4 protein-coding genes and 1 pseudogene are annotated in these 19,768 nt (G+C 71.0%); 1 reads left to right on the top strand and 4 read right to left on the bottom strand.

Annotated elements, in window-relative coordinates; translation table 11 throughout:
- Positions 1–223: 223 nt before the first annotated feature.
- The 3 genes and pseudogenes from CG740_RS05970 to CG740_RS05960 form a co-directional block, all read right to left on the bottom strand.
- A complete protein-coding gene (locus tag CG740_RS05970) occupies positions 224–1,423 on the bottom strand; it encodes a cytochrome P450 (RefSeq protein ID WP_199846357.1) in 1,200 nt (399 codons plus the stop codon).
- A 64-nt stretch (positions 1,424–1,487) separates the two neighbouring features.
- On the bottom strand, positions 1,488–1,700 hold the full coding sequence (locus tag CG740_RS05965) for an MbtH family protein (RefSeq protein WP_100573884.1): 213 nt from the start codon (positions 1,698–1,700) through the stop codon (positions 1,488–1,490).
- A 10-nt stretch (positions 1,701–1,710) separates the two neighbouring features.
- Positions 1,711–18,063 (bottom strand): annotated as a pseudogene (locus CG740_RS05960) (non-ribosomal peptide synthetase); the annotation flags it as partial.
- Positions 18,064–18,848: 785 nt separating this feature from the next.
- Between CG740_RS05960 and CG740_RS05955 the strand changes: the two are divergent.
- A complete protein-coding gene (locus CG740_RS05955; RefSeq protein ID WP_100574262.1) occupies positions 18,849–19,601 on the top strand; it encodes an AfsR/SARP family transcriptional regulator in 753 nt (250 codons plus the stop codon).
- Here CG740_RS05955 and CG740_RS41830 read toward each other — a convergent pair.
- On the bottom strand, positions 19,598–19,759 hold the full coding sequence (locus CG740_RS41830) for a nucleotide disphospho-sugar-binding domain-containing protein (protein WP_442802813.1): 162 nt from the start codon (positions 19,757–19,759) through the stop codon (positions 19,598–19,600). The two genes, CG740_RS05955 and CG740_RS41830, sit on opposite strands and share 4 nt — an antisense overlap.
- Positions 19,760–19,768: the final 9 nt, after the last annotated feature.

The following is a 19,768-nucleotide window of genomic DNA, read 5'->3' as shown; positions in this document are numbered from 1 at the left end:
GGGGTCCGGCCCGGCTGCCCGGCTGCCCGGCTGCCCGGCTGCCCGGCTGCCCGGCTGCCCGGCTGCCCGGCCAGTCTCGCCACTCGACCTTGAACGGTTCTTGCGTTGCCCTTGGCGGTCCGCGGGCCGGGCCGGCCCGCCGTGGCAGCGGCGGCGATGTCCGGCGCGGCCTGCGCTCAGGTCCGCGCCGGGACACCTCTCGCCGCCTTCCCCCCCCCGGCTGTCAGGTGGTGAGCATCGGCAGCTTCGAAACGCCCAGCACGTCTTCGAGATCCATGAACTCCGGCGAACCGTCCGGGTCCACGCGCAGCTTCGGGAACCGCTCCAGGAGGACGTTCACGCCGACGCGCCCCTCCAGCCGGGCCAGCGGTGCGCCGATGCAGAAGTGGATCCCGCGGCCGAATCCCAGCTGCGGGTTGGGGTCGCGATCCGGGTCGAACACGTGGGGCCGGGCGAACTGGCGCTCGTCCCGGTTGGCCGCGCCGAGCCAGAGCCTGACGAGGCTGCGCGCGGGCACCTTGACCCCGGCCAGCTCCGTGTCGGCGACCGTCGCGCGGACCGAGCCCGCGAGCGGGCTCAGGAACCGCAGGGTCTCCTCGACCACCCCCGGAGCGAGGCCGGGATCGGCCCGCAGCCGCTCCATCTGCCGCGGGTGCGCGTCCAGGCACAGCAGCATGTTGCCGATCGTCGCGCTGGTGGTGAGGTGTCCGGCGACGAGGAGTTCCCTGGCGAAGTTGACGATGGCACTCTCGCTCAGGTGCTCGCCCTCGATCTCCGCCTCGACGAGCTTGGTGAGCAGGTCGTCCTGTGGCTTCCTGCGGCGCTCGACGACGTGCTGGCGCAGGTAGTCCATCAGCTCGGGCACCTGCCCCATGGCTGCCGCGACGTCGGCATCGTCCCGCTGCACGCCCGCGGTCTCGACGGTCACCTCGCCGGCCGCGGTGACGATCTGGTCCACCCAGCGCTTGAACAGGTACCGGTCGCTCGGCGGCACCCCGAGCATGTCGGCGATCACGATCACCGGCATCGGGTAGGCCAGGTCCTCGACCAGCTCCAGGCCGCCCTTGCCCTCCGCCGCGTCGAGGAGCTCATGGGTGATCTTGATGATCTGCGGTTCGAGATCGGCCACCATCTTGGGCGTGAACGCGCGGCTGACGATCTTGCGCATCTTTGTGTGCTTGGGCGGGTCCGCCGCGCTCAGAGCACCGTCGCTCAACGCCTCGCCCTCGTCCGCCTCGCCGAGCAACAGCGCTTCCACATTGGACGAGTACGTCTGCGGGTCGCCGTAGACCTGAACGCACTCGGCGTGCCCGTACACGTGGACCACGCCGCTGTCGTCGATCTTGACGGGCTGGTCCGGCCACCTGTCCCACATCCAGAAATACGCCGGGTTCACTCCCCAGCGGTCAGCGAGTTGCGTCACGCTCTCGTTCCTCTCCTTCTCTTCGGATCCGCAAAGGGTCTCGGGTGGGACACGGGGGGCGGGACTAGGCGGTCATGGCTTCGCGCAGGCTCCTGGGCCGCAGGTCGGTCCACTTCTCCTCGATGTGGGTGAGGCAAGCGGCGCGCTCATCGGCCCCGAAGACGATCCGCCAGCCGTCGGGGACCGTGGCGAACGACGGCCACAGGGAATGCTGTTCCTCGTCGTTGACCAGGACGTAGAACGTGCCGGTCTCGTCGTCGAACGGGTTCGTGCTCATGGTGGCTCCCTTAGTGGTGGAGGTGGTGGTTGATGAGGGTGCAGATCTCGGCCGCCGGCTTCGGTGCGGTCAGCCCGAAATGGGTGGAGTCGATGTCGTACGTGTGCAGTTCGCCCTCGACGTACGGGGCCCAGAGTTCCGGCTGCGCCTCGGGGCTCTGCGTCGCGCTGAAGAACAGCACGGTGCCGCGGTGGACGGGCTGGGTGAACTCCTTCACCATGCGGGTGTGTTCGACCATGACGGTCGCACCGTTTTCGACGACGGTCCGGCGGCTCTCGTCGTCCGCGTCACCCGGCAGGTAGCCCTCCAGGAAGTCGCGCGATTCGGACCGGTCGAGGTGCGCCTCGGACTGCTGGGCGAACCAGCTGCCCGGTACGGCGTCCAGGAGCACTACCAAGGGCACCTCGTGCCCGCGGCTCTGGAGTTCGGCGCCGACGGCCTGGGCGAGGGCTCCGCCCAGGGAGTGCCCGGCCAGCTGGAAGGGCCCCTCCTGCTGCACGGAGAGGATCTGCTCCGTGTAGTCGACCACCATGGCCGCGAAGCTCTCGGGCAGCGGTGATCCGTCGAAGCCGCGAGCCTGAATGCCGTACACCGGCCGGTCGCCGAGCTGAACGGCCATGCCCAGGTAGGACCAGCAGAGGCCGAAGCCGGGGTGGATGAACCACAGCGGCGCCCCGCTCCCGCCGGTCCGCAGCGGCAGCACCGCACCGAACGGGTCGCTCTCGCCCGTGAATCCGGAGCTGCCGGTCAACTGCGCGGCCAGTTCCGCGACGGTGGGCGCCTGGAACACCAGACGGATCGGCACCTCCACGCCCAGCACCGTGCGGATGCGGCTGATGAGCTTGGTGGCGAGCAGCGAGTGGCCGCCGAGGTCGAAGAAGCTGTCGTCGATGCCGACGCGTCCGACGCCCAGAATCTGGGCAAACACGGCGGTCAGGAGCTCCTCCTGAGGAGTGCGCGGGGCGCGGTAGGCGGCGTCACTGGTGATCTCGGGGAGGGGCAGCGCCTTGCGGTCCACCTTGCCGGTGGCGGCCAGCGGGAGCCTGTCCATGATCACGAACGCGGACGGCACCATGTGCTCCGGCAGCCGCCGCGCGGTGTGGGCCCGCAGCTCGTCGGCGTCCGGCCCGTCCCCCGCGGCCAAGGTCACGTAGGCGAGCAGGCGCATACCGGTGCTCCGGTAGTCCCGGGCGATGACGACGGCCTGGGCGACACCCGGGTGTGTGGCCAGCTCGGCCTCGACCTCGCCGGGTTCGATGCGGAAGCCCCGGATCTTGACCTGGTTGTCGGCGCGGCCGTGGAAGACCAGGCGGCCCTCCTCGGTCCAGCTCACCACGTCACCCGTGCGGTACATGCGCTCGCCGGGCCCTCCGAAGGGGCAGGCCACGAAACGTTCCGCAGTCAGGTCGTAGCGGCCCAGATAGCCGCGGGCCAGGCGTTCGCCCGCGACGTAGAGCTCGCCGGGAACGCCCAGCGGCACCGGCCGCAGGGCCGGGTCGAGTACGTACAGGCGCGTGTTGTCCATCGGATGCCCGATCGGCACCACATCGCCCAGCTCCGCCGCGTCGTCCATGGCGTGCATGGAGGTGGCCGCGGTGGTCTCGGTCGGCCCGTAGCCGTTGACGACGGACAGGCCGTCGCACGCGTCCAGCACCCTTCTCAGGGCGGCCGGTGTGACCACGTCACCGACGGTCCACACCTGGCGCGCCCCCGCGAACGCCTCGGGCATCTCCTCCGCGATGGCCATGAACAGTCCCGCCGTCATGGCCAGACCGGTCACTCCGTACTCGGCGATCATGTGCATCAGACCGGCCGGGTCCAGGCGCCCGGGGGCCGGGATGACGATGGCGCCGCCGCGCAGCAGGGGGACCCACAGCTCATAGGTCGAGGTGTCGAAGGCCTGCGTGTTGTGCATCAGGACCCGCTGGTGACGCCCCTGGCCGAAGCACCGGTCCGCCACGAGTACGGTCACCGACCGGTGCGTGATGCCGACCCCCTTGGGCCGGCCCGTGGACCCCGAGGTGTACATCACGTAGGCGAGCTGATCCGCCCGCCCGGCCGCGGCGGCCTCCGGCGGCTGTGCCGAGGCCGCGGCGATCTCCTCGGCGACGTCGGGTTCGTCGATCACCAGGTGTGCGCAACCGCTCCGCGGCAACCCCGCCGAGATCTTCTCGTCGGTCACCAGGACGGTGGGTGCCGCGTCGCTCAGCATGAAGCTCAGCCGCTCGGCGGGGTACTCCGGGTCGAGGGGCAGATACGTGCCTCCCGCCTTCGCCACCGCGAGTACGGCCACGATGTGCTCCTGCGAGCGCGGCAGCGCCAGCCCGACGACGGACTCCTGGCCCACGCCGCGCGCCGCCAGGACCCGCGCGAGCCGGTTGGCCCGGGCGTCCAGCTCCTCGTACGTGAGCGTGATGTCGCCGAAGACCACCGCGACCGCGTCGGGGGTGGCCGCGGCCTGCCGCGCGAAGAGCTCGGCGATCGTCGCCTCCGGGACGTCCGTCGCCGAGTCGTTGAAGTCGGTCAACAGCCGTGCGCGCTCCGCCGGTTCGACCACGTCGATCAGGCCCACCAAAGTTCCGGGGTCTGCCGCGATGTGCTGGAGGATCCGCGCCAGGCGGTCCGCGAGGCGCCGCGCGGTACGGGAGTCGAGGGCGTGGTCCTGGTAGCCGAGCGTCAGCCGCAGGTCCGGGTCCGCCTCGGCGAGCAGGCCCAGCGGGTAGTGCACGGTCGCTTCGCCGTCGATGCCCGCGATGCTGATCCCGGCCGCGCTCTGCATTTGGCCCAGTCCGTCCACGTCGGCCGGGTAGGACTCGTAGACGACCACCGAGTCGAAGAGGGTCCCGAGCCCGGTGGCCCGATGGATCTCGGCCAGCCCGAAGTGGTGATGGTCCATCAGGGCGGCCTGCCGGTCCTGGAGATCGCGCAGCAGCTCGCCCAGGGTCTGCCCGGGGGTCGGGCTCAGGCGCACCGGCAGGGTGTTGATGAACAGCCCCACCATCTCGTCCACGCCCGCCACCTGGGGCGGACGCCCGGAGACCGTGGCGCCGAACACCACGTCCTGAGAACCGGTCCGGCCTGCCAGGAGCAGGCCCCAGGCGCCCTGCACGAGGGTGTTGAGGGTGATCCCGAGATCCGTCGCGCGGCGCGCCAACAGGCGCGCCGTGTCCTCGTCCAGGTCGACACGCACGTGCCGGTGGTTGCCGCTCGTCTCCTGCCGGGTCCCCGGCGCCGCGAGCGTGGGCTCGTCCACCCCGGCCAGCTCTGACGTCCAGGCACGGGCCGCGACCTCGTGATCCTGGCCCGACAGCCAGTCGAGGTAGTCGCGATAGGGACGCACCCGGCCCAGTTGCTCGGCGTCGCCGTGGGTGCTGTACAGGTGCAGCAGGTCCCGCAGCACCAAGGGGCCCGACCAGCCGTCGTACACGATGTGGTGGACGGTGAGGATCAGCTCGTGCCGCTCGGCCGTCCGCTTCACCAGGGTCAGGCGCAGCATCGGCGGGGCGCTCAGGTCGAAGTGCGTGGCCTGGTCCCGGGCGAGGAGTTCCCGATAGGCCGCGTCCTGTTCCGCCTCGGACAGGTCACTCCAGTCGAGGGCCTGCCAGGGCAGTTCGACCCGCCCCAGCAACACCTGCACCTGCTCGCCGGCGTCGGTGGCCACGAACGCGGTGCGCAGGCTGTCGTAGCGGTCGAGCACCGCCTGACCTGCGGCACGCATGCGCTCGGGCTCCACCCGGCCGGTCAGGTGGAAGGCCAGCTGCACCTGGTAGGCGTCGAACCCGGCGCCGGCCAGCCTGCTCTGGAACAGCAGGCCGGACTGCATCGAGGTGAGCGGCCATACGTCGGCCACGTCCGGGTAGCTCTGCTCCCACACTTCCAGGTCCCGCTGCCGCAGCCGGACCAGCGGTACGTCCGACGGCGTCAGTCCGCCCGCACCGGGCTCGGTGGCGTGCCGGGCCAGACCTTCCAGGGCCGTGCACCACAGGTCCGCGAACTCCTGCGCCTCGTCCCGTCCGAGCAGCCCGGTGGGGAAGGAGATACCGGCGCTCAACTGCGGGCCCTGCTCCGTCTCGACGGCGTAGGCGGTGATGTCGACGACGGTCAGGGCGGGCGTGGTCAGTTCGGGGGCGAGCTCGTCCAGGTCGGCGGACATCGTCCAGCCCGCGCCGCCGGCCTGCGGCGCCTGACTGCCCGAGGCGAACCGGCCCAGGTAGTTGAAGGAGACCTGCCCCTCGTCGAGGTCCTTGAGCGCCTCGGCGGTCTTCGGGTTGAGATGGCGCAGCAGACCGTAGCCGATGCCCTTGTCCGGAATCGCGTGGAGCTGCTCCTTGACCGCCTTGATGGCGTTGCCCGCGGGCCGGCCGCCCGCGATGGCCTCGTCTAGGTCGAGGCCGCCGACGTCGAGGCGGACGGGGTAGACGCTGGTGAACCAGCCCACCGTGCGCGTGATGTCGGTGCCGGGCACGGCGGCCTCCTCGCGGCCGTGTCCTTCGAGACGGATCAGAGCCGATGACTCCCCGTCGCCCCGCGTCCTGCGCCACTTGGTCATGGCCAGAGCGAGGGCGGTGAGCAGACCGTCGTTGACCCCGCTGTGGAAGGCGGCGGGCAGCGTCGTCAGCAGTGCTTCGGTGACCTGCGGGGTCAGCTTGACCTGGACGGTCTCCATGGTGGCGCGCACGTCGACGGCCGGGTCGAGGGCGCGGGAGCCCAGGAGCGGGTCGGGTCCGTCGAGGACCTTCTTCCACAGGGCGAGTTCGGCCACCCGCTTGGTGGAGGCGGCCGCCTCCACCAAGCCGTACGACCAACGGCGCATCGTGGTGGACACCGCGGCCGGCCGGGGGGTGCGCCCCTGGCGCACGTGGTCCCAGGCCTGGGCGAGGTCGGGCAGGAGGATGCGCCAGGAGACACCGTCGACCACCAGGTGGTTCAGGACGATGATCAGCCGCCCGGAGGTGTCCGGGCCCGCGTCGCACCAGATGAAGCGGGCCATCTGGCCGGACTTCGAGTCCAGTTCGCCGACGGCGGCGTCCACCGCGGCCTTGGTCTCCCGCCGCCAGGCCGGGTCGTGCCAGTCACCCGCGCAGGGCCTGCGGCTGATGAGCGCGGCCACGTCGACGGTGCCGGGCTTGCCCGCGTCCAGCCCGGCCTCTCCGGCGCGGACGCGGAAGCGGGAGCGGAGGATGTCGTGGTGATCGACGACCGCGGAAAGGGTGGCGACCAGTCCGCTCTCGTCGATGCCCGTCGGCAGGTCCACCACCATCGACATGGCGAATCCGTCATAGCTTCCGACGTGTTCACTCATCTGGCGGGCCACGGGCAGCAGCGGCATCCAGCCGATGCCGCCGTCCACGGGCTCACGGCGGGCGGGCCGCCCGCTCTGGTCGCCGGCCGCGGCGGCCTCGGCGAGCGCGGCCACCGTACGGTGCTTGAACATCAGCCGCGGCGTGACCTTGATGCCCTGGGCGCGGGCCCGGGAGACGACCTGGATGGAACGGATGCTGTCGCCGCCGAGGGCGAAGAAGTCGTCATCGATGCCGACCCGGTCCCGTTCGAGGATCTCGGCGTAGATGGCGGCGAGCGCCTTCTCCGCGTCGGTGCGGGGCGCCTGATAGGCGCCGCCGGTGACCTCCGGCTCGGGCAGCGCGGCCTTGTCGAGCTTGCCGTTGGGTGTCAACGGCAGGCCGTCGAGCAGCATGAACAGCGAGGGCACCATGAACTCCGGCAGCCGCTCGGAGAGGAACGCGCGCAGGGCGTCGGCGTCGAGGCCCTTGCCCCGGTCCCCCGGCGCCGGAACCGCGTAGCCGACCAGGCGCCGTTCGCCCTCCTTGTTCTCGCGCACGATCACGACGGCCTGGGCGACGCCCGGGTGGTGCCCGAGGGTCGCGGCAATCTCGCCCGGCTCGATGCGCAGGCCGTTGATCTTGACCTGGTCGTCGCTGCGACCCAGGTAGTCGAGCTGTCCGTCGGCACCCTGGCGGACGATGTCGCCGGTGCGGTACATGCGGGTGCCGGCCGGTCCGTAGGGGTCGGCGACGAACCGCTCGGCAGTGAGCGCGGAGCGGTTCAGATAGCCGCGGGCGAGGCTGGGGCCTGCGATGTAGAGCTCGCCGGGGGTGCCCGGTGCGACCGGTGCGAGCCGCTCGTCCAGCACCCGCACCCGGTTGTCGGCCACGGCGGTGCCGATGGGCGTGTGATCCGTGGTGAGGGGGGCGCTGATGGCGCCGCAGACCGTGGTTTCGGTGGGCCCGTAGGCGTTGACGAAGCGGCGGCCCGGTGCCCAGGCGGCAACCAGGGCGGGCGGGCAGGCCTCGCCGCCGACAGTGACGGTGCGCAGCTCCGTCAGAGCGTGGGAGGTGACGGCCGGGAGCGCGGCGAGCACGCTGGGCGGCAGCATCACGTGGGTGATGCTGCGGTCGGCCAGCGTACGGGCCAGGTCGTCGCCGACAACCCGCTGCTCCGCCGGGACGACGAGGGTGGCGCCACTGGTGAGCGCCTGCACCAGCTCCCAGAAGGCGGCGTCGAAGCTGGGGGCCGCGACCTGGAGGACACGCGCGTCCGGGGTCAGCGCGAGGCGGTCCTGCGTGGTGCGGCTGAGGGCCGCGATGCCCGCGTGGGTGACGGTGACGCCCTTGGGCAGGCCGGTCGAGCCGGAGGTGAAGATGATGTACGCCGGGTGGGCGGGGGTCAGGGCGGTCTCGGGGTCGGTGACCGGACTGTCCTGCCAGGCCGCCCGGACCTCGGGGGTGTCGATGGGGAGCGCCTCTGTGGTCAGCCCGTCGGGCAGCTCGTCGAGGGCGGCCCGGGTGGTGAGCAGAACGCCGGGGGCGGCGTCGTCGAGCATGAAGAGGATGCGGTCGGCCGGGTAGTCGAGGTTGACGGGCAGATAGGCGGCGCCCGCCTTGAGGACGGCGAGGGCGACGGCGACCTGGTCCGCGCTGCGCGGCATGGCCACGCCGACCGACTGCTCGGGCCCGATGCCCCGGGCGATCAGCCAGTGCGCGATCCGGTTCGCCTGTGCGTTCAGCTCCTCGTACGACCACGCCTGGTCGGCCGACTCCACCGCCAGTGCCTGCGGCGACTGCCGCGACCGCTCCCGGAAGAGCTCCGGGAAGGTGGCCTCCGGCACGGTCCGCTCGGCGTGCCGTTCGGCCAGCAGCAGCGCGCGGCGCTCCTCGGAGGCGAGCAGTACCGCGTCGCCGATGCGCTGCGAGGGGTCGGCGACCGCGGCGGCCAGGAGCCGTTCCCAGCGGGCGATCAGCGCTTCGATCGTCGAGGCGTCGAACAGTTCGGTGGAGTACTCGGCGGCGATGTGGATGCCCGCTGGCGCGGTGCGGTTCTCGAACGTCTCGCTGAGGCTCAGGGTGAGGTCGTAGCGGGACGTCCCGGTGCCCACCCCCTCGCTGACCACCCGCAGGCCGGGCAGCTCGAAGTCCTTGTCCTCGGTGTTCTGGAGGATCAAGGCGATCTGGAAGAGCGGGTTGACCGAGGCCGAGCGCTCCGGGTTGAGCTTTTCCACCAGAGCTTCGAAGGGAATGTCCTGGTGGGTGTAGGCGGCCAGGCTCGTCCGGCGGGCCTGGCCGAGCAGTTCGGTGAAGGTCGGGTCGCCGGACGTGTCGGTGCGCATCACCTGCACGTTGACGAAGAGGCCGATCAGGTCGTTGAGGTTCTCGTCGACGCGGCCCGCGATGCCGCTGCCGAGCGCGATGTCGGTGCCCACGCCGAGCCGGGTGAGCAGGGCGGCCATGGTCGCCTGCAGCACCATGAAGGGGGTGGTGCCGGTGGCCCGGGCGAGGCCGGCGACGCCCTCGTGCAGCGCGCCGTCCATCGTGAACTCCAGCACATCGCCGCTGCGGTCGAGTTCCGCGGGGCGGGGCCGGTCGCTGGGGATGGTGACCGTCTCGGGCAACCGGGCCAGCTGCTGGGACCAGTAGCGGTACTGCTTGCTGAACAGGCTGTCCGGGTCGTCGTCGTCGCCCAGGAGCTCCTGCTGCCACAGCGCGTAGTCCGCGTACTGCAGCGGCAGCGGAGTCCACTGGGGGGCCGCGCCCCGGGCGCGGGCCTCGTAGGCCGTGGCCAGGTCCTTCGCGAGGGGCGTCGCGGACCAGCCGTCGGCCGCGATGTGGTGGATCACGAGGACCAGGACGTGCTCGTCCGGGCCGACGCCGAGCAGAACAGCCTTCAGCGGAATCTCGGCGGCGATGTCGAAGGGGTGCCGGGCCGCTGCGGTGATGGCCTCGGCCAGCCCGTCGTCGCCCGCAACCTGCCGCAGGGGCAGACCGATGCGGGCCTTCTCCGCCCCCAGGACGTGCTGGTACGGCTTGCCTTCGACCTCGCGGTAGACGGTGCGCAGGATCTCGTGCCGGGTGACGATGTCGTTGACCGTCTCCTCCAGGGCCCGCACGTTCAGGTCACCGCTGAGTCGCAGGATGAGCGGCATGTTGTACGTCGCCGCGTGGCCCTCGAACTTGTGCAGGAACCAGAGGCGCTGCTGGGAGAAGGACAGCGGGAGCCGCTCGGGCCGCTTCGCGGCGGGAGCCAGCGGCGCCCGGGTGCCCGTGGCGCCGTCCAGGTGCGGGACGAGTCCGGCCACGGTGGGGTGGGCGAAGAGGGTCCGCAGCTCCACCTCCGTGCGGAGCGAGACGCGGATGCGGTTGACGAGCTTGGTGGCCATGATCGAGTGGCCGCCGAGGTCGAAGAAGTTGTCGTCGATGCCGACCCGCTCCACGTGCAGCACCTCGGCGAACAGCTCACACAGCAGCTCTTCCTGCGCGGTGCGCGGACCTCGGCCCGCGGCCGCTCCGGCGAAGTCCGGCGCGGGCAGCGCCTTGCGGTCCAGCTTCCCGTTGGCGACCAGCGGCACGGAGTCGATGGCGACGACGGCGGCGGGCACCAGGTGCGCGGGCAGGTGGTCCTGAAGATAGCCGCGCAACGAGCCGACGAGAGCCTCGGTCCCCTCGTCCTGCTGCGGACGGCCGCCGCCGACCGGGGCGGGCACCACGTAGGCGACGAGTTGCTTGTCCCCCGTGCCCTCGGCGCTCCGGGCGACGACCACGGACTGGGCGACGCCCGGGTGTGTGGCCAGGGCTCGCTCGACCTCGGCGGGCTCGACGCGGACACCGCGGATCTTGACCTGGTCGTCGTCACGGCCGACGTAGAGGAGCTGCCCGTGGGCGGTCCAGCGGGCCAGGTCGCCCGTGCGGTACATGCGTGCGCCGGGCGGACCGTAGGGGTCGGCGACGAAGCGCTCGGCGGTCAGAGCGGCGAGGCCGAGGTAGCCGCGGCTGATGTTCCCCGCGACGTACAGCTCCCCCACCACCCCGGGAGGTACGGGCGCGAAGCCCGGGCCGAGGACGTAGGTGCGCATATTCCCGAGCGGCGTGCCGATCGGGGTCTGGCCGGCGTCCTGGCGGGTCTGCCCCGCCTCGACGTCGTACGTGGTGGCGTAGAACGACTCGGTCTGTCCGTAGGCGTTGACGATGCGCACCTCGGGCAGGGACTCGCGGATGTGGCGCACCAGCGTGTCGGACAGCGCCTCACCGGCGAAGACCACGGTCTTCAGGCCGGAGATGGCGGCCATGCGGTCGCCCAATTCGGCGAAGACCGACGGCACCGTGCTGATCACGCTCGCCGACACCGTCTCGCGTTCGGCGAGCACGAGGGCGTCCCTGACCACCTCGACGGTGCCGCCCTGGGCCAGCGTCGTGACGATCTCGAAGACGGACACGTCGAAGTTGACGGACGAGCCCGCGAACATCCGGGTGTCGGCGTCCACCCCCACCCGCTCGGCGAGCCGCGTCACACCGTTGACCACGTTGGCGTGGCTGACCACCACGCCCTTGGGTGTGCCGGTGGAGCCGGAGGTGTACATCACGTACGCCGCGTGCTGCGGCCGCGCCTTCGACTCCACGGACGGGTCGCCGCTCTCAAGGTCGACGTCACCGAGGAGGAGCGTCGGGACGTCCGTCCCGGGGAGCACCCCGACCGTGTCCGCGTCGGTGAGGACCAGCTGCGGCCGGGCACTGCCCAGGATGTGGTCGAGCCGAGCGCTCGGGTACGCGGGGTCGATCGGCAGGTATGCGCCGCCCGCCTTCAGGATGCCGAGGAATCCGGTGATCAGGTCGGCCGAGCGCGGCAGCGCCAGACCGACGACGGTCTCCGGGCCGACCCCGCGCTCGGTCAGCGCGCGCGCCAGCCGGTTGGCGCGGGCGTCGATCTCCGCGTAGCTGTAGGTGGTCCCCCCGCAGATCACGGCAGTCCTGTCAGGCGTCCCGGCCGCCTGCCGCTCGAACAGACCGGGAATGGTCAGCTCGGGAGTGACGGCGACGGTGTCGTTGACGTCGGTCAGGATCCGTGCGCGCTCCGCGGGCTCCAGCAGATCCACCTCGCTGAGCGAAGACCACGGGTCGAGCGCCAGCCGGGCGAGGACGCGCCCGAAGCGGCGGGCGATGGTGGCCGTCTGCTCGGCGTCGAGGAGGTGGTGCTGGTACTGCAGGGCGACCCTCAGATGCGGCTCGGCGAAGGCCGTCACGATCAGCGGGTAGTGGGTGCTGCTGAGCGGGCTGAGCCCGGTCACGGAGATCCCGGCGGCCGAGTACGCCTCGCTCAGGGCCGCACTGTCGATGGGGTACGACTCGAAGACCACCATCGTGTCGAACAGGGTCCGCAGGCCGGTGGCCCGATGGATCTCCAGCAGGCTGTGGTGATGGTGATCGAGGAGTGCGCTCTGCCGCTCCTGGAGGTGGCCGAGGAGGGTGCCGAGCGACTCGCCGGGGGCGCAGTCCATCCGGACCGGCAGGGTGTTGATGAACATGCCGACCATCTCGTCCACGCCCGCCACCTGCGGCGGCCGCCCGGAGACGGTGGCTCCGAACACCACGTCGCGACGCCCGGTGAGCCCCGCGAGCAGGATGCCCCACGCGCCCTGGACCAGCGTGTTGAGCGTCAGCCCCAGTTCGCTCGCCCGGCGGGAGAGCTCCCGGGACTGCTCCGGGGTGAGCGGTACGTCCACCTGTCCGACCCCGGAGGGCTCGCCGCCCTCGGCGGGACCCTCCAGCAGCAGCGTCGGCTCCGCCACGCCGTCCAGTTCCCGCGCCCACGCCCGCGCGGTGGCCTCGTGGTCCTGGCCGTCGAGCCACACGAGGAAGTCCCGGTAGTCGCGCGGCCTGCCCAGCGCGGAGGCGTCACCGGCCGAGCCGTACAGGCGCAGCAGGTCCTGCATCACCAGCGGCACCGACCAGCCGTCGAACAGGACGTGGTGGGCGGTGAGCACCAGTTCCCAGCGGTCCGCGGTCAGCTTGACCAGCGAGATCCGCAGCAGCGGCGCCAGGGCCGGATCGAAGCAGGCGCTGTGCTCCTGCTTCAGGAACCGCTTGAGCCGCGCTTCCCGCTCCGCCGCCGGCAGGTCACTGAAGTCTCGCTCGTTCCACGGCAGTTCGACGCCGTCTTGGATGATCTGGACCCTGTCCCCCGCGCCGTCGGCGACGAACGCGGCCCGCAGGTTGGGGTAGCGGTCGAGCAGCGCCTGCCCGGCCGCCCGCATCCGCTGCGGCTCCACCTCGCCGGCGAGGTGGAAGACGAGCTGCATCTGGTAGGCGTCGAAATCGGCGCCCGCCAGCTCGGTGTGGAAGAGCAGACCGTTCTGCATCGCGGTCAGCGGCCACACGCTGCTCAGGCCGGCATACGTCTCCTGCCAGCCGTCCAGCTCGCTCTGGCTCACGGCGACCAGCGGTACGTCCGAGGGCGTGAGGCCCCCCGCGTCCGGCCCGGCGGCGTACCGCGCGAGGCCTTCCAGGGCCGCGCGCCACAGGTCCGCGAGCTCCTGGACCTCGTCGGCGCTCAGCAGCCCGGCGGGGAAGTCCATACGGGCGTCCAGGCGCGGGCCCTGCTCGGTGTCGGTGACGTACGCGCCGATCCCCAGGGTGGCGAGGGCGGGCATGGCGCCGTCCAACCGGGGCACCAGCATGGTCGTGTCCTCGACCTGGGTGAAGCCGAGGCCGCGCAGATCCTCGGGCATGTTGGACGCACCGGTGTAGCGGCCGAGGTAGTTGAACGTGATCTGCCCGGACGGGCATGCCCGCAGGACCGCCGCGGTCCCGGCGTTGAGGTGGCGCAGCAGGCCGTAGCCGATGCCCTTGTCGGGCACGGCGAGCAGTTGCTCCTTGACGGCCTTGACCGCGGCTCCCGCGGCCGGGCCGCCCGCGATGGCCTCGTCCAGGTCGGCTCCGGCGATGTCGAGACGGACCGGGTACATGCTGGTGAACCAGCCCATGGTGCGCGAGAGGTCGGCGCCGGGGGCGACGGCCTCCTCGCGGCCGTGGCCTTCCAGCCGGATCAGCGCGGACGTCTCGTCGATGCCGCGGCCCTTGCGCCACTTGGCGAGGGCGAGCGCCAGCGCCGTGAGCAGACCGTCGTTGACGCCGCCGCGGAAGGCGGCGGGCAGCGTGGTCAGGAGGGCCTGGGTGACGCCGGTCGGCAGTTCCAGGGAGACATGGCCGACGGTGGACATGGTGTCGACGGCCGGGTCGAAGGGGCGTGCGCCCAGCTGCGGGTCGGGACCGGACACGATCTCCCGCCACAGGGGAAGCTCATCGGCCCGCTCGGCGGAGGCGACCTCGTTCAGGGCATGCGCCCAGCGGCGTACGGAGGTTCCGACCTCGGGCAGCCGCGGGGGACGCCCGTCACGGACCTGCCGCCAGGCAGCGGCGAGATCGGGCAGCAGGATGCGCCACGACACACCGTCCACGGCGAAGTGGTGCAACAGGATGCTCAGACGTCCGGTGGCACCGGGGCCAGCGTCGAACCACACGAACTGCGCCATCACGCCGTTCGCCGAGTCCAAGCGGGCTGCGGCGCGGTCGAGTTCGTCGGCCGCCTGCTCCCGCCAGGCCCCGCCCCAGCTGTCGTCGCCCGCGACGCGGTGGATGAGCGGCGCCACGTCGACGGTGCCGGGCGCGGTGACCTCCAGACCCGTCCGCTCGCCGGTGACCGTCCTGGAGCGCAGGATGTCATGACGGTCGAAGACCGCGGAGAGCGTCGCCTCAAGACCGTCCCGGTCGATCCCGGCCGGCAGCTCGACGGTCATCACCATGGTGAACCGGTCGATGTCGTCGTGCAGTTCGGCCAGGTAGTGACCGATGGGCAGCAGGGGCATGAAGCCGACGCCACCGCCCTCCAGCTCCGCCAGGGCCGGACCGGCCTGACCGGCGTGCCGGGCCGCCCGGGCCAGCTCGCCCACGGTGCGGCACTCGAAGATCTGCCGCGGGGTGACCTCGACTCCCCGGGCCCTGGCCCGGGTGACGACCTGGATGGAGCGGATGCTGTCGCCGCCGACGGCGAAGAAGTCGTCGTCGAGCCCGACCCGGTCCAGGCCGACCACCTCGGCGTAGACGGAGGCGAGCACCTCTTCGGCCAGGGTGCTCGGGGCACGGTAGGCAGAACCGGTGAACTCCGGCTCGGGCAGGGCCTTGTGGTCCAGCTTGCCGTTGGGGGCCAGCGGCATCCGGTCCAGCATCACGAACAGGGACGGCACCATGAACTCCGGCAGCCTGCCGGAGACGAACCGGCGCAGTTCGCGGGCGGAGACGGCAGCCGTCAGGTCGAAGTCCAGGTCTCCCAGACTGTCCACGGCTCCGAGTCCTGAGTCCTCCATGCCCGCCGGCACCACGTAGCCGACGAGCTGGGTCCGGCCCTGAATCCGGCGCGTCGCCACGACGGCCTGTGCCACGCCCGGGTGTGCGGTGAGTGCCGCCTCCACTTCGCCCGGCTCGATGCGGAAGCCGCGCACCTTCACCTGGGCGTCGTCACGGCCGACGTATTCCAGCCAGCCGTCGGCTCTCCATCGGGCCAGGTCGCCGGTGCGGTACATCCGCGCTCCGGCCGGACCGTAGGGATCGGCGACGAAGCGCTCGGCGGTCAGCGACGCCTTGCCGAGATAGCCGCGCGCCACGTTGCCCGCCACGTACAGCTCGCCCACCACACCCGGCGCGACCGGCAGCAGACCGGGGCCCAGCACGTAGGCGCGCATGTTGCCCAGGGGGGCACCGATGGGCGCACCGGCCGTGCCGGTCCAGCCCTCCTCCGCGGCGAAGACGGTCGCGTAGAACGACTCCGTCTGGCCGTAGGCGTTGATCACCCGTGCGCCGGGGATCACGTCACGGACGCGCTCCACCAGTGCCGTCGGCAGCGCCTCACCGGCGAAGACGACCGCATCGGCGCGGATCTTCCCGCCCACCTGGTCAAGGAGTTCGGCGAAGACCGAAGGGACCGTACTGATGACGCCCCCGGACCAGCCGCCCCGCTCTCCGATGACGAGGACGTCGCGGACGACCTCCAGGGTGCCGCCCGCGGCCAGCGTCGTCACGGTCTCGAAGACGGAGACGTCGAAGTTGACCGACGTGCCCGCCAGGACACGCGTCCCTTCGCCGATACCGACCGTGTCGGCCAGCCGGAGCACGCCGTTGACCACGTCCCGGTGGGTGATCGTCACGCCCTTCGGCGTGCCGGTGGAGCCCGAGGTGTACATCACGTACGCGGCGTTCGCCGACCGCGCCACGGCCCGCCGTGTGTCCGGACCCTCGGCGTCGAAGTCCTCGGTGTCGAAGTCGATGTCCTCGACGAACAGGCTGGGCACGTCGGACACCGGGAGCACATCGGCCGTGTTCGCGCTGGTCAGCACGAGGTGTGGGCGCGCGTCGGACAGGATGTGGTCCAGACGGGTGCTGGGGTACTTGGGGTCGATCGGCAGATAGGCGGCGCCCGCCCGCCAGATGCCGAGCATTCCCACGATCAGGTCCGCCGAGCGCGGCAGGGCCAGGCCCACCAGCGATTCCGCGCCCACTCCCCGTAGGGTCAGCTCCGCCGCGAGGCGTCCCACGCGGGCGTCCAACTCGGCGTACGTCAGCGTCACGTCGTCGTGGACCAGGGCCGTCGCATCCGGGGTTGCGGCGGTCTGACGCTCCACCAGGCCGGTGATGCTCAGCTCGGGCGTCTCGGCGGCCGTGTCGTTGAGCGTGCGCAGAACCAGCTCACGCTCGCCGGACGTCAGCACGTCCGAGAGCGCGACGGCGCGGGACGGAGCGTCGACCAGCTGCTCGACCAGCCGCACGAGGCGGTCCACGAAGGCCTGCGCCGTGGAACGATCGAACAGGTCGGTCGCGTACTCCAGGTAGATCGCGAGCCCCGGTTCGTCGGGCTCGTTGAAGAAGCTGAACTCCAGGTCGAACTTGGCCATCGACGTCCAGAGCGGAGCGATGCGGGCCCGTAGACCGCCCGGCAGGCCGAAGTCCAGCCGGGCGCTGGTCGACCAGGTGAACATCACCTGGAACAAGGGGTGGTAGGCGGTGGAGCGCTCGGGGTTGAGCATCTCCACGAGGCGCTCGAAGGGGGCGTCCTGGTTGTCGTACGCGGCCAGCGCCTTGTGCTGCACCTGTTCCAGGACCTGCTCGAAGGAGGGGGTGCCCGACATATCGGTGCGCAGAACCCAGGTGTTGACGAAGAAGCCCACCAGATCTGCCAGGTCGGCGTCCCGCCGGCCCGCGATGGTGGAGCCGATCGCGATGTCCTGGCCCGCACCGAGCTGTTGCAGCAGGACCGAGAGGGCGGCCTGGAACACCATCGGCGCCGACACCCCCGTGCGCCTGGCGAGTTCCTCGACCTTGTGGAGCAGGCTCTCGTCGACACCGCCGTCGACGACGTCGCCCCGGTGGCTGACCACTGGCGGGCGCGGCCGGTCCGTGAGCAGACGCAGGGGCTGGGGCACACCGGACAGCTCGTCGCGCCAGTAGTCGAGCTGAGTGGCCAGAACACTTCCGGGGTCACGTTCGTCGCCGAGCAGTTCGCGCTGCCACAGCGTGTAGTCGGCGTACTGGACCGGGAGTTCGGGCCAGTCGGGGACCTCGCCGTGGACCCGTGCGGTGTAGGCAGCGTCCAGATCGCGTGCGAGCGGGACGATGGACTCGCCGTCGCTGGCGATGTGGTGGATCAGGAGCAGGAGCTGGTGCTCCTGCTCGCCCGTACGGAACAAGGTCGCACGGACGGGTATCTCCACCGACAGCGTGATCGTGCGGCTGGCGGCCCGCCGTACGGCCTCGTCCAGCTCTTCGGGGCCGACCTCGACGAGCGGGATGTCAAGGACGGCGTCCTCGACCGGCACCACCTGCTGGGCCGGGATCCCTTCGGCGTTCTCCACTATCAGGGTGCGCAGGCTCTCGTGACGGGCCACCACGTCGCGGACCGCCGCCGTGAGCGCCTCGGTGTTCAGCTCCCCGGTGAGTTGTACGAGGAAGGGCACGTTGTAAGTCGCGGAGGGACCCTCGAACTTGTCGATGAACCACAGGCGTCGCTGCGCGAAAGACAGTGGGATCATTACTGGGAACTCCTGTTCATTCTGCGCGGACGCGGCGATTCGCCGATGGTGCGTCCTTCACCGTGTGCGCCGATTCGGCGACGCCATGGGCCTCGTACACACCGCCCGGTCCAGCACGCCGCCCCGGCGTCCTGCCGTTCCTGCCGCCGGGGGTTCGCCGGCCGAGAATCGCAACCGGAATGCCGACGGCCGGCGAAAAGCAGGGGAACCGGGGAGACCGGGGAGACCTGGGAGAGCGGACAGCTTTTCGTCGAGAATCTTCCGCTTACTCCTGTGGCACAACAGTCTCCGGGACTCCGAGATGCATTCCGGCACTCGACCGGTGTCACCGGCGACCGCCCGGCGCGGAGCCATCAGGTAAGCACGTCGACCCGGCAGCCTGTCAATGCTCGACCGGGACCCCTGAATCGACTTCAATCCCGTCGGACAGACTGTCCCGTCAACGGGACGTCGAGCGCCCACTATGACCGGCCCGCCATGGCCGACCTGAGGTATGTTCGGCCCCAGCCGGAGTGATGTCCGACCATGGTTCACCGATCTTCAAGTCTTTCGGGCCAACGGGCACTGAACTCCTTGATCGAAGTTCGCGTGATGCCGTCATGGCTTTGATTCATCTGCCGAATTGCGCACGATCACACCGCAGACATTCCGGAAGCAGAAGAATTGCCATTCCGAATACACCGGCTTCGGCGTGAATTCTCTGCCGTGCAGACGACGCCGCTCTCTCGGGCAGCGGCGTCGCCCGGCCCGGACGAACGTCTTTCCAGAAATTGGGAGTGCACAGCGTGCGATACGAGATTCTGGGGCAGCTCCGTGTCATCGACGGGCCGAGCACGAAGACCGTCAAGGCGCAGAAGGTGGAGATCCTTCTCGCCGCGCTGGTCGCCCGCTCCGGCCAGGTCGTCAGCACCGACCAGCTCATTAGGGAGATCTGGGGGGACGACCCGCCGCGCAGCGCCACCGCGGGCCTGTACGTGTACATCTCGCAGATCCGCAAAATGCTCGGCCGACCCGGGGAAGAGACGAGTCCCGTCCTCACCAAACCCCCGGGGTACATGCTGCTGACGCCGGACTCCGACGAGATCGACCTCCTCGACTTCAAGCACCTGATGAGGGAGGGCAGGGCCCATCTCAGGAGCGGCGCGTACGAGGCCGCGATGAGCGGCTTCGAGGCCGCGCTGGCCCTGTGCCGGGGCCCCTTCCTCGCGGAAGGGGTACCGGGGCCGATCCTCAAGGGGCTGCACACCTGGCTCAACGAGGCCCAGCTGGAGTGCATGGAGAGCCTGATCGAAGCGCGCATGGCCCTCGGCTACCACCGCGAACTCGTCAGCGACCTCTATCTCCTCAGTACCGAGCACCCCTTGCGGGAGGCCTTTCACCGGCAGCTCATGATGGCGTTGCACCGCAGCGAGTGCCGGGGTGACGCCCTGCGCGTGTACCAGCGGGCGCGCCGCACCCTCCGGGACGAGCTGGGCGTCGAGCCCGGCCCGGCACTCCAGGACGTCCAACGGGCGATCCTGATGGACGAGGGACACTAGCGGGTGCGGAAGCGGTCGGTGAGCAGCTCCAGTTCCCGGACCGCCTCGCCGGGCGTCGGCTGGGCGGCCAGCTCCTGGCGCAGCCGCGCGGCGCCCTCCCGGAACGCCGGCTCCTCCAGGAGACGCACCAGGTGTTCCCTGATCCGCGCCCCGCTCAGCTCTTCCGG

Source organism: Streptomyces sp. CB01201 (genome assembly GCF_002803085.1).
Lineage (GTDB): Bacteria > Actinomycetota > Actinomycetes > Streptomycetales > Streptomycetaceae > Streptomyces > Streptomyces hundungensis.
Note: the sequence above shows the minus strand (reverse complement) of the source record. Positions and strands in the feature narration are given on the sequence as shown.

Bases quoted from the DNA above. Each gene is read 5' to 3' on its own strand.
- CG740_RS05965 (WP_100573884.1), bottom strand. From the start codon at position 1,700: ATGAGCACGAACCCGTTCGACGACGAGACCGGCACGTTCTACGTCCTG.